Here is a 14,468-nt window from a genome sequence, read left to right on the forward strand (position 1 = left end):
GACGTTCTAGGGCCAAACCCACTGTCGTGCTGAAACCAATTGACATATGTTATTTGTGATCACATATTGAAGCCATAACAACGCCAATATGTGAGTCTGCCCATGACTGATCGCCCAACCCTCCTGCCGGTAATGCGCCCGGTGTCGCGCGACACACTGCAGGACCAGGTCTACCGCCAGATCCGTGAAGCGCTGATGAGCGGCCGCTTTCAGCCCGGCCAGAAGCTGACCATCCGCGGCCTGGCCGAAGCCTTGGGTTCAAGCCCGATGCCCGTACGAGAGGCGCTTAACCGCCTGAGTGCCGAAAACGCCTTTGAAGTCACCGAAACAGCCCGCCTGCGGGTGCGCATGATGACGCCTGAGCGTCTGCGCGAAATCCGCGACGCGCGGGTAGCGCTGGAAGGCTTGCTGGCCGAGAAAGCCGTGGTGCTGCTGACCCAGCGCGACCTGAGCGAGATCACCCAACTCTGCGAACAGATGCAGCACGCCGCCGACAACGTCGATGTGGCGCGTTATCTGTGGACCAACTTTGCCTTTCACCGGCGCATCTACGCTGTGGCCAACGCCGAGTTGACCGTCGCCGCGGTGGAGAACTTCTGGCTGCACATGGGCCCATGCTTTGCCCTGGTCGCGCCGGACAAGGCCCACCTGCAACGCTCGATGGAGGCGCACAACCGCATCGTCGAAGCCTTGCAGGCCGGTGATGGCGCCGCTGCGCGGGCGGCGGTCACCGACGACATCATGCAGGCGGCCGACTCGCTGGCACGCCTGATCGTCAAGAGCGACCGTTCCAGGTCGCCTGCTTCAGGAGTTAAAAAAGCATGAGCGTTCTCAACCGACTGATTCCCTATAGCGGCCTGCGCGTATTGATCTCTGGCGGCGCCGCCGGCATCGGCGAGGTGCTGGCTGCGGCGTACATGGAGGCCGGCGCCAAGGTGCATGTCTGCGATGTCAGCGAAGCGGCCCTGGCGGCGTTTCGTGATCGCTACCCGAATAGCCTGGCAACCAAGGCCGATGTCGGCGACCCAGCGCAGATCGAAGCCGTGTTCAAGGTTCAGCGCGAGCAGTTCGGCGGCCTCGATGTGCTGATCAACAACGCCGGGATCGCCGGTCCGACGGCGGGCATAGACGCCGTCACCGACGAAGAATGGCAGCGCACCGTCGATATCAACCTGACCGGGCAATACCGCTTCGCCCACCATGCGGTGCCGCTGCTCAAAGCCTCGCCGAATGCCCACCTGATTCACATCGCCTCGGTGGCGGGGCGCCTTGGCTATGCCTGGCGTACGCCTTATGCCGCAACCAAATGGGCGATCGTTGGGCTGATGAAGTCCCTGGCCAGCGAGCTGGGCGAGAGCGATATCCGCGTCAACGCCTTGCTCCCGGGCATCGTCGAAGGGCCACGCATGGACGGCGTGATTCGCGCCCGGGCCGAGCAGTTGAACGTGCCTGAAGCGGCGATGCGTGACGAATACCTGCAGAAGATCTCGCTCAAGCGCATGGTCACCGCCGAAGACGTCGCTGCCATGGCGCTGTTCCTGTGTTCACCGGCGGCACGCAACGTGACCGGCCAGGCCATCAGCGTGGATGGCAACGTCGAGTACCTGTAACGGCTCGACCCCTCATGCAGTAACGGCGGGGCTGCAGCCCTGCTGCTGACGTATTCACTTTCTCACCAAGAACAAGAATGGAGAAATTCGCATGTCCAGAAAACGCCCGATCATCATTACCTGCGCGGTCACTGGCGCTATTCACACGCCGTCGATGTCGCCGCATCTGCCGATCACCCCGCAGCAAATTGCCGATGCCGCCATTGGTGCCGCCGAAGCCGGCGCTGCCATCGTCCACCTGCATGCACGTGACCCGATCGATGGCCGGCCCAGCCAGGACGTCGACCTGTTCCGCCAGTTCTTGCCGCAGATCAAGGCCAAGAGCGACGTCGTCATCAACATCACCACCGGCGGTGCGCCAACCATGGGCGTTGAAGAGCGCCTGCAGCCGGTGGCTCAGCTCAAGCCGGAGCTGGCTTCACTGAACATGGGCTCGATGAACTTCGGCCTGTACGAAATGCTCGAGCGCTTCACCGAGTTCAAGCATGACTGGGAGCGGCCATATCTGGCAGAAAGTGACGACCGGATCTTCCGCAATACCTTCCGCGACATCGCCCACATACTCAACGCCTGTGCCGAGAACCGCACCCGCTTCGAAATCGAGTGCTACGACATCGGCCACCTGTATACCGCCGCGCATTTCCTCCAGCGCGGCCTGCTCAAGGCACCGATATTCATCCAGTCGGTGTTTGGCCTGCGCGGCGGTATCGGTGGCCACCCGGAAGACCTTGCGCACATGCGCCGTACGGCTGATCGGCTGTTTGGCGACGCTTATCAGTGGTCGATCCTGGGCGCCGGGCGCAATCAGATCCCGCTGGGTACCATGGGCCTGGCAATGGGCAGCCACGTACGGGTTGGCCTGGAGGATTCGTTGTGGGACGGCCCGGGCCAACTGGCCGCATCCAATGCCGACCAGGTCAAACGCATCCGGACAGTGATCGAAGCGCTCGGCGCGCGAGTTGCAACGCCGGATGAAGCCCGGGAAATACTCGACCTCAAAGGCCAGGACAAGGTCGACTTCTAGCCCCGGCGTCACCTCGCGGATTCTGTGCAGCGGGGCATTGGGCCCGGCTGCCGGCACCTTCAGCATTCACCGGCTACTCAAGCCATGAGGTTTGTGCGATGACAATTACAAGAAACATCGATAGCGCTGCCACACCCCGTGATTCAGCCACGCTGAACAAGGTCATCTTCATCAAGCTGATGCCGTTGCTGATTGCGGCGTACATCCTGAGCTTTCTCGACCGCACCAACATCGCTTTGGCCAAGCATCAGCTGGATGTGGATCTGGGTATTTCGGCGGCGGCCTATGGGCTGGGCGCCGGCTTGTTCTTTCTGACCTATGCGCTGTCGGAAGTACCCAGCAACCTGATCATGCACAAGGTCGGCGCGCGCTTCTGGATCGCCCGCATCATGGTGACCTGGGGCCTGATTTCGGCCGCGATGGCGTTTGTTCAGGGCGAAACCTCGTTTTACATCCTGCGTCTGCTGCTGGGTGTGGCCGAGGCGGGGCTGTTCCCCGGCGTGATGCTCTATCTGACCTATTGGTTCGGCCGCGAGCAACGTGCGCGGGCGATTGGCTACTTCCTCCTGGGGGTGTGCTTCGCCAATATCATCGGCGGCCCGCTGGGCGCGTTGCTGATGCAGCTGGACGGCGTCTGGGGCTGGCGCGGTTGGCAGTGGATGTTCATGCTCGAAGGCCTGCCGGCGGTGTTCTTCGCCTATGTCGTGTGGACGAAGCTGCCGGACCGGCCGAGCAAGGCGCCGTGGCTGAGCCCGGCTGAAGCCGAGCAGATCGAACGCGGCCTGGCGGCTGAGCAGGAGGAAGGTGCAGGGCAGGGCGGCCATTCGCTCAAGCAGTGCCTGACGCCGCAGATCTTCCTGGCGATCCTGGTGTACTTCTGCCATCAGATCACGGTGTATACGGTGATCTTCTTCCTGCCGGGGATCATCGGCAAATACGGCGAGTTGACCACGCTGCAGATCGGCTTGCTGACCTCGCTGCCGTGGATCGCCGCAGCCGTGGGTGCCATGGCGCTGCCGCGTTTTGCCACGACCCCGCAGCGGGCGCGGATGATGCTGGTGTGCGGGTTGCTGACCATGGCCGCCGGGCTGGGTATCGCCTCGCTGGCAGGGCCGGTGCTGAGCCTGCTGGGCTTCTGCCTGTCGGCGCTGATGTTCTTTGTGGTGCAGTCGATCATCTTCCTGTACCCGGCGTCACGCCTCAAAGGCGCTGCACTGGCCGGTGGGCTGGGCTTCGTCAACTCGTGTGGGCTGTTGGGCGGCTTTGTCGGCCCGTCGGTGATGGGCCTGATCGAGCAAACGACAGGTAACGCCATGGACGGGATGAAAATCATCGCGGTGATCCTGGTGCTCGCCGCGCTGGCTGCCCTGCGCCTGCGTCAAGGGCATGAGCGCAAGGTCCCCAAGGCTGAAGCGCATGGACGCCGACAGGTAGTTTGAGTCCACACTGGGCTGCTCTGGCTGACGTTGCCGGCCAGAGCAGCCCTTTTGCGGTTGTAACCCTGGACTATTTGTTTCTGACCTGCTCGAACGACTTGGCCATGTCTCTGGCCCAGCCATCGAGTACCGCTTTCACATCCTTGGTCTGCATGACCTGGTCGGCGTTATCCAGTTCGGCGCCCGCACCTTTGCGCACCACCTGCGCCACCACTTTGTTGTCGGCCGCGTCGATGAAGGCCGCTTCAGTGGCGAGGCTGGTGTCCTGATCACGGATGCCGGTCGCGGTGCTCACGCCGGCTGCGATCAAGGCAATCGGGATCACTTCATAGGCTTGCAGGCTCTTGGTGCTCGCACTCACCCCAGTAATCGCCGGCCGCACGATCAACACCCCCGGGCCTGGTCCCTTGGCCAACGGCATGACCTTGGCCATCTCCCGCTGCAGGGCCTGATCGTAATACTGGGTGATGCCTTGCAGGGTGCTGGCGGGGATCTTGGCCGTGGGCTGCGGCTTTGGATACAGCTGGCTCGGTTCGATATAGGCCTTGGTGTAGCGGCGTGCATCGAGCTTCGGATCGACCCAGCGCATGACCGGCGCACCGGAAGGTGAAGTCTCCTGCTTGAGCAAACTGTAATCCTTGAGGAATCCAGAATACTGGTTGGACTCGACGTACTTGCTGGCACAGCCAGACACTGCAAGTGTTGCCACGCACAACGCGGTCAGCAGTAACTTTGACTTCATGTTGTTGCTCCTTGTGGACCGATCTCGGACGAGATCACACTGCCGAGGGGGAATCGCCACGTCGCGCGGCCTTTCACACTATCGAGCTGCAGCGTTGCGATTGGTGTCAAACAGGGTGATGCGAGTTGCCCTGTGGCCCGCATTGCTCATGTAATGAGCGCAGCCGAGTCCAGTACATGACAGCGCTGTTACTTGGCACACCTGGGCAACCGTCAATCAGCATAGTCCAGCCATGCGTAAGTAAAGAGTTGGGCTAGGATTAGCTGGAACAGGCGCGGCGGGCATTCGAGCTGCGGATTACAACGAATGCCAAAGAAGGTCCAGACCCTTGAACACCTCACGCCGCGGCTTCTCCCTGCAAGTGCTGATTGGCCTGGCAATCATGTTCAGTACGCTGACGCTTGGGGCAGTGCTGGCCTACCAGGGCTACCGCAGCATCGAGCACACCTTGCTGGCTGCATCGGCCGACACCAGTCGCCAGCTGGCGCGCACCATCAACGAGCGGGCGCAGCGCTTGATCAACCCGGTACTCAGCTCGATCCGTCTGCTTGCCCATGACTCGCTTGCCGAGGCCGTCACGCTGCAGCAACGGCTTGATCGTTTGCCCTTGCTCGCGGCCAGCCTGGACGCCAACAGCATGCTCAGCGCGGTGTATGTGGGCTATGCCAATGGCGAGTTCGTGCTGTTACGGGCGCTGCGCGACGAGGCCGACAGCCAGAGCGTCCATGCGCCCGCAGGTGCCGCGTACCTGTTGCAAAGCATCAGCCTGGACGGCAGTGGGCAGATGCTCGGTGAGTGGCGCTTTTACGACAGAGGGCTGACGCTGCTGCAAACGCTGGCCAAACCGGACTACCACTTTGACCCGCGTACGCGGCCGTGGTTTGTCGAGGGCCTGGCCAGCGCGACTACCCAGTTGACCAAGCCCTATGTCTTTTTCACCACCAAGGAGATCGGCCTGACGGTTGCCCAACGCAGCATCACTGGGCACGCAGTGCTGGGCATGGACGCCTCGGTCAACGACCTGGGCGGCGAAGTTGCTGACCTGCGCACGACCCCCGGCACGCAGATGGCGGTGGTGGGCAGTGACGGCGAGGTAGTGTTTTACCCAGACCTGCAGCGGGTAGTGGTCCAGGACGGTGCGGCGCTGCGTTTGTCGCGCCTGGACGAGCTGGCGGTCGACAGCCTCAGCTGGCTGTTCGTCAACAATTACCAGAGCGCAGACCCTGTCCACTATCAGGCGGCCGGCCAGGACTGGTACGGCGTGCAGGTTCCGCTTTCGTCATTCACCCAGCACGATATCCGCCTGCTGATCGCAGTACCCGCGGCTGAGCTACTGGGCGGCGCGCGGCAGATGCTGGTGGCCGAAGCGCGCTGGGCGATTGTTTTGATCGGGGTCCTGCTGCTGGTCGGCTGGGCCCTGGCGCGGCGCATTGGCCAGCCGCTGCAGGCGCTGACAGAGCAAGTACAGGCTCTGGCCAGCTTCGACTTCAGCCGGCGCGTCGGGGTCGAGTCGCGGATCAGCGAGGTCAGCGCGCTGAGCGAGGTGCTCGGCGGCATGTCGCGCACCATTCACAACTTCCAGGCGATCACCCTCAGCCTGAGCCGGGAAACCAATCTGGAAGATATGCTTCGCCAGGTGCTGGGTGAACTGGTGGAGGCGACTGCCGTAACCAGCGGTGCTGTCTATCTGGCCGGCGAAGACAGCGAGGTATTACGCCTGGCTGCACACTATCGCGATGAGCGCTATCCCGCTGACCTGCAGCTTGGCGTGCACGAGCCGCATCAACTCAATAGCGCAGTGGAGCAGGCGATGCCTGGCCAGACACCGACCATGGCCGTGGCGCTGAATGACCGCAGCGGGCAGCGCCTTGGGCTGTTGGTGTTGCAGTTGGACCCGGCGCAGCTGCACTCGGGCGGCATTGCACCGGCATTTCGCCAGTTTGTCGAGGAGCTGTCCGGGGCGGCCGCAGTGGCCATAGAGACACGCCAGTTGATCGAGGCCCAGCAACGCCTGCTCGACGGCATCATCCAGCTGCTCGCGGATGCCACCGATGCCAAAAGCCCCTATACCGGAGGTCACTGCCAGCGTGTGCCGGTGCTGGCGCAAATGCTCATGGACAGTGTCATTGCCGCAAACAGTGGGCCTTACGCGCAGTTTCACATGAGCGCGCTGGAGCGCTATGAGTTCAGGATCGCGGCGTGGCTGCATGACTGCGGCAAGGTCACCAGCCCAGAGTACGTAGTCGACAAGGCGACCAAGCTGGAGACCTTGAACAACCGCATCCACGAAATCCGCACCCGCTTCGAAGTGCTCTGGCGCGATGCCGAGTTGCTCTATTGGCAGCGCTTGGCTGAGGGTGGCGAGCAGCAGGCGCTGCAAGCAGCGCTGGAGAATACCCGGGCGCAGTTGCAGGAAGAGTTCGCCTTTATCGCCAATGCCAACATCGGCGGCGAGTTCATGTCCGATGCCGATATCGAGCGCTTGCGTACCATTGGTTCGCGCCCGTGGCTGCGCAACTTCGATAACCGCCTGGGCTTGTCCCGTGACGAGGCAGAACGCCTGGCGCCAGTGGCCTCGGCATTGCTGCCGGCGCCTGAGCAACTACTGGCTGACCGTGTCGACCACCTGGTGCCATGGGGTGAGCGCAAGCCGCCAGTCGACAAACACGACCCACGCAATACCTGGGGCTTCGACATGCGCCTGCCGACCCATGCCTACAACTATGGTGAACTGCACAACCTGAGTATCCGTCGCGGCACCCTGACTGACGAAGAGCGCTTCAAGATCAACGAGCACATCGTGCAGACCATCATCATGCTCAACACCTTGCCGTTGCCCAGCCACCTCAAGCGCGTACCGCAGATTGCCGGCAACCATCACGAAAAGATGGACGGCAGCGGCTACCCGCGTGGTTTGAAGAAAGACGACATGAGCATCGCCGAACGAGTGATGGCGATTGCCGATATCTTCGAGGCTCTGAGTGCCGCTGACCGGCCCTATAAGGCAGCCAAGACGTTGTCGGAGTCAGTCAAGATTCTCGGCTTCATGGCCCGCGACCAGCACATCGACCCAGGGCTGTTCCGCCTGTTTTTAAGCAGCGGCGTGTACCGCGAGTACGGCGAGCGTTTTCTGCGCAGTGACCAGCTTGACGACGTCGATATCGAGCCTTATCTGCGCGCATTCGCAGGGTCTTGAGGGCGTCTGGAGGGTGCCTGCCGACTATCGACTGCGCTCATGAAAGTTTGACCGATGAGTCAAATCTGCCTAGGGTAGCCCGCTCTGTTTTTCTGTTTGAGCGTGTTATGACTACCCCGTACAAGCTGCCAGCAACCGTCTACCTGCTGGGTTTGACCATCTTCACCCTGGTCACCGCCGAGTTCATGGTCGCCGGGATGATGCCGGCATTGGCTGATGCCTTCTCCGTCAGCCTGGCCCAGGTCGGCAACCTGATTGCCTTCTATGCATTGGGCATGGCCCTCGGTGGGCCGCCGCTCACAGTGCTGTTGATTTCTCGCGGCATCGGTAACAAACGGGCGTTGATCGCCTTGTTGGTCGTCTATTTATTGGCCGCCGGGGTGTCCGCCGTGGCGCCGAGCTACACCATTCTGCTGACAGCGCGGGTGATCATGGGTGTGGCCAGTGCAGCCTGCATCGGCCTGTGCATGACTCTGTGTGCCGGGCTGGTGCCGTTGGCCGCGCGGGGCAGGGCGATCGCGGTGGTGCTGGCGGGGCTGATGCTGTCGCCGGTGGCCGGCGTGCCGCTGACCACGGTGATCGAGCAGGTCGCCGGCTGGCGCGCCAGTGCTTGGATGATCGTTGCCCTGGCGCTGCTGTGCACTTTGCTGGTCGCACGCCAGCTGCCGCAGGACGTCGCCGGCCAGCAGCCCAGCCTGCGTCGGCAACTGGACGACCTGAAAAGCCGCAGCCTGTGGGGGGCCTATGTCACCAGCGGGCTGATCATCGGTGCGACCTTTGCCGCATTCAGCTACATCACACCGATCTTGATCAACGAAGTCGGCGTATTGCCCGCTTACGTCGCACCGCTGCTGGCGCTGTACGGCGTCGCCAACGTGCTTGGCAACCTGTTCATCGGACGTATCGCCGAGCGGCACACCTTCCGCGCCTTGGGTTGGGGTCTGGCGCTGCTGGTGCTGGCCATGGCCGGCTTTGCGCTGGGCGGCGAGCATCGCTGGTTGAATTTGCTGTGCTTTATCCTGATCGGTTTTACCGGCGTGGCGCTCAACCCAGCGATGGTCGCGCGGGTGATGAAGGCCGCCGAGCCGGGCGCGTTGGTCAATACCCTGCACACCTCGGTCATCACCGCTGGTTTGGCCTTTGGCAGTTGGGCGGGGGGCCAGGCGATCGATGCGGGCTTTGGCCTGCGTGCGCCGCTGTGGGTTGGCGCGGCGCTGGCCGGACTGGGCCTGATCAGCCTGGCTCGGCCACTGCTCAATGCCCGCACGCCTGCGCCAAGGCCGTATGCCTGATTGAAGCAGGGCGCAACAGTCAGGACTGTTGCGCCCACGTGTCTGCTTAGTGGCCGCCCTTCATGCGGCGCGCCAGCAGATACAGGCCCAGGCCGACCAACGCGGTCGCCGCGCCGATGTAACCGGTGCTGGTCCAGCCCAGTCCAGCAGTAATCGCCATGCCGCCCAGCCACGGCCCCAGCGCATTGGCCAGGTTGAACGCTGCGTGGTTGGATGCCGCCGCCAGGCTCGGCGCCTCGTGGGCGATGTCCATCAAGCGAATCTGCAGCGGCGCTGCCAGGGCGATCATGCTGCCGACCAAAGCGATGCCGAGCATGACTGACCACAGTGCATGGGCGGCGTAGGTGAAGAACAGCAGCACGCCGATCGACCAGAGCAACACCAGGCCTACCGCACGGAACTGCAGCCGATCAAACAGCTTGCCGCCGGCAATGTTGCCGATGATGCCGCCGGCGCCAAATGCCGCCAGGGCAAAGGGGATCATCTGTGCCGAAGTGCCGGTCACCTCGAGCATGGTGGGCGCCAGATAGCTGAACACGCAGAACATCCCGGCAAAGCCCACGGCGGCAATGCCCAGCGCCATCCACACTTGCGGCAAGCGGAACGCCTGCAACTCCTTGCGCGGATCGCTGCGTGCTTCATCGTCACGCTGCGGCACGTAACGCCAGACCAGGGCAATGGTGCATAGCGCGATCACCCCCACCAGCAAGAATGCCGACCGCCAGCCAAAGTACTGCCCCAGCAGGGTTGCCACGGGGTTGCCCAGCAGCATGGCCAGGGTCAGCCCGAGCATCACTCGCGCCACCGCCCCGGCCCGCTGGTTACTCGCGACCATGCTCGAGGCCACCACCGCCGCGATACCAAAATAGGCGCCATGGGGCAGGCCGCTGATAAAGCGGAACGCCACCAGGCCGCCGAATGATGGGGCAAAAGCGGTCGCCAGGTTGCCCGCGGCATACAGCGCCATCAGCAACAGCAGCATGTGCTTGCGCAGCAGCTTGGCGCCGAGAATCGCCAGCGCCGGTGCACCGACCACCACGCCCAGGGCGTAGGCACTGATCGCGTGGCCGACTTGAGGCTCGCTCAGGTGCAGGTTGCTGGCAATGTCGGGCATCAGGCCCATGATCGCGAACTCGCCAGTGCCGATGGCGAAGCTGCCCAGGGCCATGGCGGCCTCCATTTTCGCCACGGTGGCTTTGGAGGCGGTTGGGGGAGGGGCTTGGTGAACTGACATCGGGATCCTTGTTGAAATACGCTGAAACGTTTAACTGAGCAGTTTATGGATGTGAACACGCTCCGTCGAGGCGGTTCATCGCTTGGCCAGCTAATGCTGTAAATGCTTGCGGAGTACAGATGTACTCCGCGTCGAAAAAGCTCAGCTCAACCAGCCTTGCGCCTCTTCCAGAAAATGCATGACTGCCCGTGAGCGCTCATCCACGCGGGTGATCAACGACAGCTCGCTGTGCATGTCGGCCTGCTCGAGTTCAAGCGTACGGATGCCCGGCATGCTCAGTTGAGTGAGGGTTTGCGGGAGAATGCTGATGCCGATACCTGCTGCAATCAGGCCAGGAATGCTCATCAACGAAGGCACTTGCATGACGTTGGCAGGGTGCAACTGATACTGCCGGCATAGCTGCAGTATGTGTGAGGTCAGGCCGATGCCGAGCGGGTCCTCGAGGAAGATGAACTTCTCCTGGCGCAGGCTCGCCAGATCGCCGTTGAAGGTATCTGCCAGGGGATGGTTGTCAGGCATCAGCAGGACCAGCCTGGAGGTACTGAAGCAGTGGGTGCGCAGGCGGGCGGGCAAATGGTCCTTGAAGATCCGGGCAAAGCCGATGTCGAGCGTGCCTTCCAGCAGTTTGTCGAACTGAGCCTGAATGCGCGCATCGAGCAGGGTCACCTTGACTTCCGGATAGCTGCTGAAATAGTGCCGAATCAACTGTGGCAGATTGGCCTCGAGCAGTGCCGAGTGGTAGCCGATGGTAATTTCACCGATCTCTCCGCGCCGAGCGCGCTTGGCGGCGGCCACGGCCAGCTCACTGGAATGCAGGGCGTCCCGCGCATGCGGTAGAAACGCCGCGCCAGCGGCGGTCAGTTCGACGCCGCGATTGGCCCGGCGAAACAGCGTGACGGCCAGCTCGCTCTCCAGAGTCTTGATCAGCTGACTCAACGCAGGTTGGGCAACCTGCAAATGCTCGGCAGCCTTGCTGAAGTGCTGAAACTCGGCGGCGCAGACGAACGCGCGCAGGTGACGTAGCTCCATGATTCGACCTGTATAAGGCTAGCTTATGAATTTATCCGGTTTTCGATAATTATCTTGCAGGTAAAAGCGCCTAGAGTCGACTCAGATGCACAACCGTCCGCTACGGGCGCTCGATAACAATAATGATTGAGACACTCATGAATACGACAGATGCCTCTGCTGCAGACAGTCAGATGTCCAGAAAGGCGGTCACCGCCGCCACCATCGGTACCGCGCTGGAGTGGTTCGACTTCACCCTTTACGGCGCGGTAGCTGCAACGGTCCTGCCCAAGCTGTTCTTCCCGGCCATGGAGCCCACCTCCGGCTTGCTCGCGTCACTGGCGACCTTTGGCGTAGGACTGGCGGCGCGGCCACTGGGCGCGATCACCTGCGGCTATCTGGGTGACAAACTCGGCCGGCGCAACCTGATGCTCGCGACAGTCAGCTTGATGGGCCTGGCCTCGGTGCTGATGGGGCTGCTGCCGACCTACGCGCAGGTGGGGATCTGGGCGCCGATCATGTTGGTGATCCTGCGGATCATTCAGGGCTTCGCGCTGGGCGGCGAGTCGACTGGCGCGCAGCTGATGGCCCTGGAACATGCACGCTCGGATCGGCGCGGGTTCTATTCAGGGCTTCTCGGCCTGTGCTCGCCACTCAGTCAGATACTTGCCAACGGCGCATTGCTTGGCCTGGCCGCGTTGCTCAGTGCCGAGCAGTTCGAGTCGTTTGGCTGGCGCATACCCTTCCTGATGAGTTTCGTGCTGGTGGTGGTGGCGATCTTTATTCGCCTCAAGGTCAGTGAAACGCCTGCCTTCGTTGCCTTGCAGAAGACCCAGGCGCCCCATGCAGGCAGCCCGTTGAAAGATGTGCTGAAGACGCACTCGCGGACCATTCTGCGTTTGATGCTGTTCTTCTGCTCGCCGGCCGCGCTGTTCTACCTGATCGTCATCTTCAGCTTGAGCTACCTGGTCAAAAACCTCGGCATGAGCCAGTCCATGGGCTTCATGTCACTGATGGTGGCCAACGTCTGCGCCATCTTCGGTGCGCTGGCCGGCGGCTACCTGAGCGACCGTTGGGGGCGCAAGAAGGCCTTGGCGTTTGGCTCCTGCATGACCTTGGCGATCCTGATGGTCTACTTCCCGATGCTCAATACCCAGCAACCGGCAGTGATCATGGCGGCGATGGGGCTGTTCCTCGGTTTCACCCAGTTCCAGAGCGGCATCCAGCCCGTCGCCTTTGCCGAAGCGTTCCCGACCAACGTGCGTTACAGCGGCTCGGCCCTGGCCTACACCGGTGCCAACCTGCTGATCGGCGGGCCGATGCCTATCCTCGCCGTGTGGCTGATGAGCCAGACCGGCAATTCACCCTGGCTGCTGGTGGCTATTTGCGCCGCGATCAATCTGGTCTCGCTGGCGATGATTCTGATCGGCCCGGAAACCCGCGGCATCGATCTCGACCAAGCCGACGGCGACGCCACTGTGCAGGCCAGCGCGTCACCCCAGTACCTCAAATAAATGCAGAGTCCGACCATGAATCGTTCAGTCTTAATCCTCAACGGCCCCAACCTGAACATGCTGGGCCGCCGCGAACCCGAAATCTATGGCACGACGACACTGGCCGAGGTGAAACACGATTGCCAGCAGTTGGCGGCCGAACTGGACCTGGTGTGTGAGTTTCGCCAGACCAATCATGAAGGGGTCATGGTTGACTGGTTGCAGGAAGCCTTCGAGCGCGAAGTGGCCGTGATCATCAACCCCGCTGGCTTTTCATTCCACTCCATCCCGGTGCTGGATGCGATGAAGTTGATCAAGGCGCCGTTGCTGGAGGTGCATATTTCCAACATCCATGCACGCGATGAACTGCATCGCCATTCGATTACCTCGACGGTGGCCAATGGCGTGATTGCAGGCCTTGGGGTTGAAGGGTATTTGCTGGCGCTGCGGGCGATAGCCAGCCGGCTTGGCTGAGTGTACGGTCAGCACTTCTGAAACTTGTGTTTGGGTCGAGAACGTCGGGGCTGCTTCGCAATCCTTTCCGACCGGTCCGGCGCCCCGGCAAGGCCGCTCCTACAGATTGACCGCATCCGGCAGGCCAGCGCGTACATCTGTAGGAGCGGCCTTGTGTCGCGAAAGGGGCGCAGAGCGCCCCCACCGTCACCCATTAAGCAGGGTAGAATACGGCTTGCCATGAGCGCATTGAAGGTAGTGATTTTGCTGACTGCAGGCCCTGTGAATCGTCCGTTGTTCGTCGCCTTCGACGGCCCTAAAGGCACCGGTAAAACCACGCTTCTGGAAGCCGTGACTCAGGCTCTGCGCGCGGAGGGCAACAAGGTTGTCCGCCTTTGCGAGAAAAAGAGCGATCCGTTTCGTGGCGAGACCATGGCCCTGGTCAACCAGGTAGCGCGAACCCCTTGTGCAGACCTGGAGTTGCAAATCTGCCAACGCCTGGCAGACAGCCGCGCCTGGATCTCACAGCAGGTCCTGCCCAAACAGCCCGCCGACAGCATCATCCTGATCGACCGCTGGTATCCCTCCGATGCTGCCTTTCGCCGTCTGGTGCCGTTTGCGCAGATCCTTCAGCTGAACCTTGAACGTGACGTGCAGGTGCCCGACCTGCACGTTGGCGTCGTCACCGCCCCGCACATTTCATGGGCCAGGGCAGCGGCACGTTCGCGTGGGTTGAACAGTACCGTGATGCACACGCTGCAAGAGCACGTCGCTTCGAGCGAAACGTTTGAACGTGCGGTTGCCGAGCATGGCTGGGTATTGTGTCGCAATGAGGGTAGCGTTGAAGACGCGACGAAGCAGATTGTGGCTGAAGTTCAAAGCCTGGTTGTTGGTTTGCCAATATGAAGTGATGTCACCCACCCTAGTGCAGGAAATAACCCGATGCAGGCACCCATGCGCCACATCCTCGGTGTACTCGC

General features: G+C 62.0%; 12 protein-coding genes. 9 read left to right on the plus strand and 3 right to left on the minus strand.

Annotated elements, in window-relative coordinates; translation table 11 throughout:
* The first annotated feature begins 102 nt into the window (after positions 1–102).
* The 4 genes from IDM28_RS10725 to IDM28_RS10740 all read left to right on the plus strand — a co-directional run bounded on the left by IDM28_RS10725 (position 103) and on the right by IDM28_RS10740 (position 4,073).
* Positions 103–825 carry a GntR family transcriptional regulator gene (locus IDM28_RS10725; protein WP_101319237.1) on the plus strand — a complete coding sequence of 241 codons (723 nt, stop codon included), beginning with the start codon at positions 103–105 and terminating at the stop codon, positions 823–825.
* Positions 822–1,610, plus strand: a complete 789-nt coding sequence (locus IDM28_RS10730; RefSeq protein WP_101319239.1) for an SDR family oxidoreductase — start codon at positions 822–824, stop codon at positions 1,608–1,610. The genes IDM28_RS10725 and IDM28_RS10730 overlap by 4 nt, the downstream gene beginning before the upstream one ends.
* 91 nt (positions 1,611–1,701) lie before the next feature.
* Positions 1,702–2,634 carry a 3-keto-5-aminohexanoate cleavage protein gene (locus IDM28_RS10735; RefSeq protein WP_188035887.1) on the plus strand — a complete coding sequence of 311 codons (933 nt, stop codon included), beginning with the start codon at positions 1,702–1,704 and terminating at the stop codon, positions 2,632–2,634.
* 98 nt (positions 2,635–2,732) lie between these two features.
* Positions 2,733–4,073 carry an MFS transporter gene (locus IDM28_RS10740; protein WP_101319243.1) on the plus strand — a complete coding sequence of 447 codons (1,341 nt, stop codon included), beginning with the start codon at positions 2,733–2,735 and terminating at the stop codon, positions 4,071–4,073.
* A 67-nt stretch (positions 4,074–4,140) separates the two neighbouring features.
* On the opposite strand, the gene IDM28_RS10745 is transcribed toward IDM28_RS10740, so the two are convergent.
* Positions 4,141–4,812: a DUF3313 domain-containing protein gene (locus tag IDM28_RS10745; RefSeq protein WP_188035888.1), complete on the minus strand. Its 672-nt coding sequence runs from the start codon at positions 4,810–4,812 to the stop codon at positions 4,141–4,143.
* A 328-nt stretch (positions 4,813–5,140) separates the two neighbouring features.
* On the opposite strand from IDM28_RS10745, the gene IDM28_RS10750 reads away from it, so the two are divergent.
* Positions 5,141–8,008 carry an HD domain-containing phosphohydrolase gene (locus tag IDM28_RS10750; RefSeq protein ID WP_410524661.1) on the plus strand — a complete coding sequence of 956 codons (2,868 nt, stop codon included), beginning with the start codon at positions 5,141–5,143 and terminating at the stop codon, positions 8,006–8,008.
* A gap of 107 nt (positions 8,009–8,115) precedes the next feature.
* On the plus strand, positions 8,116–9,300 hold the full coding sequence (locus IDM28_RS10755) for an MFS transporter (protein WP_101319247.1): 1,185 nt from the start codon (positions 8,116–8,118) through the stop codon (positions 9,298–9,300).
* A 46-nt stretch (positions 9,301–9,346) separates the two neighbouring features.
* Here the strand turns inward: IDM28_RS10755 and IDM28_RS10760 are convergent, their stop codons facing one another.
* Positions 9,347–10,534 (minus strand): MFS transporter, encoded by a 1,188-nt coding sequence (locus IDM28_RS10760; protein ID WP_178080764.1) that lies wholly within the window; start codon positions 10,532–10,534, stop codon positions 9,347–9,349.
* A 141-nt stretch (positions 10,535–10,675) separates the two neighbouring features.
* Positions 10,676–11,563 (minus strand): LysR family transcriptional regulator, encoded by an 888-nt coding sequence (locus IDM28_RS10765; RefSeq protein ID WP_101319251.1) that lies wholly within the window; start codon positions 11,561–11,563, stop codon positions 10,676–10,678.
* Between the two features lie 137 nt (positions 11,564–11,700).
* On the opposite strand from IDM28_RS10765, the gene IDM28_RS10770 reads away from it, so the two are divergent.
* From IDM28_RS10770 to IDM28_RS10780, 3 genes are all read left to right on the plus strand, one after another.
* Positions 11,701–13,056: an MFS transporter gene (locus tag IDM28_RS10770; RefSeq protein WP_188035889.1), complete on the plus strand. Its 1,356-nt coding sequence runs from the start codon at positions 11,701–11,703 to the stop codon at positions 13,054–13,056.
* 15 nt (positions 13,057–13,071) lie between these two features.
* The gene (aroQ, locus tag IDM28_RS10775; RefSeq protein ID WP_188035890.1) at positions 13,072–13,509 is read left to right on the plus strand and encodes a type II 3-dehydroquinate dehydratase; all 438 of its coding nucleotides are present in this window, start codon (positions 13,072–13,074) and stop codon (positions 13,507–13,509) included.
* A gap of 261 nt (positions 13,510–13,770) precedes the next feature.
* Positions 13,771–14,394: a dTMP kinase gene (locus tag IDM28_RS10780; protein WP_181106469.1), complete on the plus strand. Its 624-nt coding sequence runs from the start codon at positions 13,771–13,773 to the stop codon at positions 14,392–14,394.
* Positions 14,395–14,468 lie beyond the last annotated feature (74 nt).

The sequence above is a fragment of the Pseudomonas sp. EZ-C24 genome (assembly GCF_014525325.1).
GTDB lineage: Bacteria > Pseudomonadota > Gammaproteobacteria > Pseudomonadales > Pseudomonadaceae > Aquipseudomonas > Aquipseudomonas shirazensis.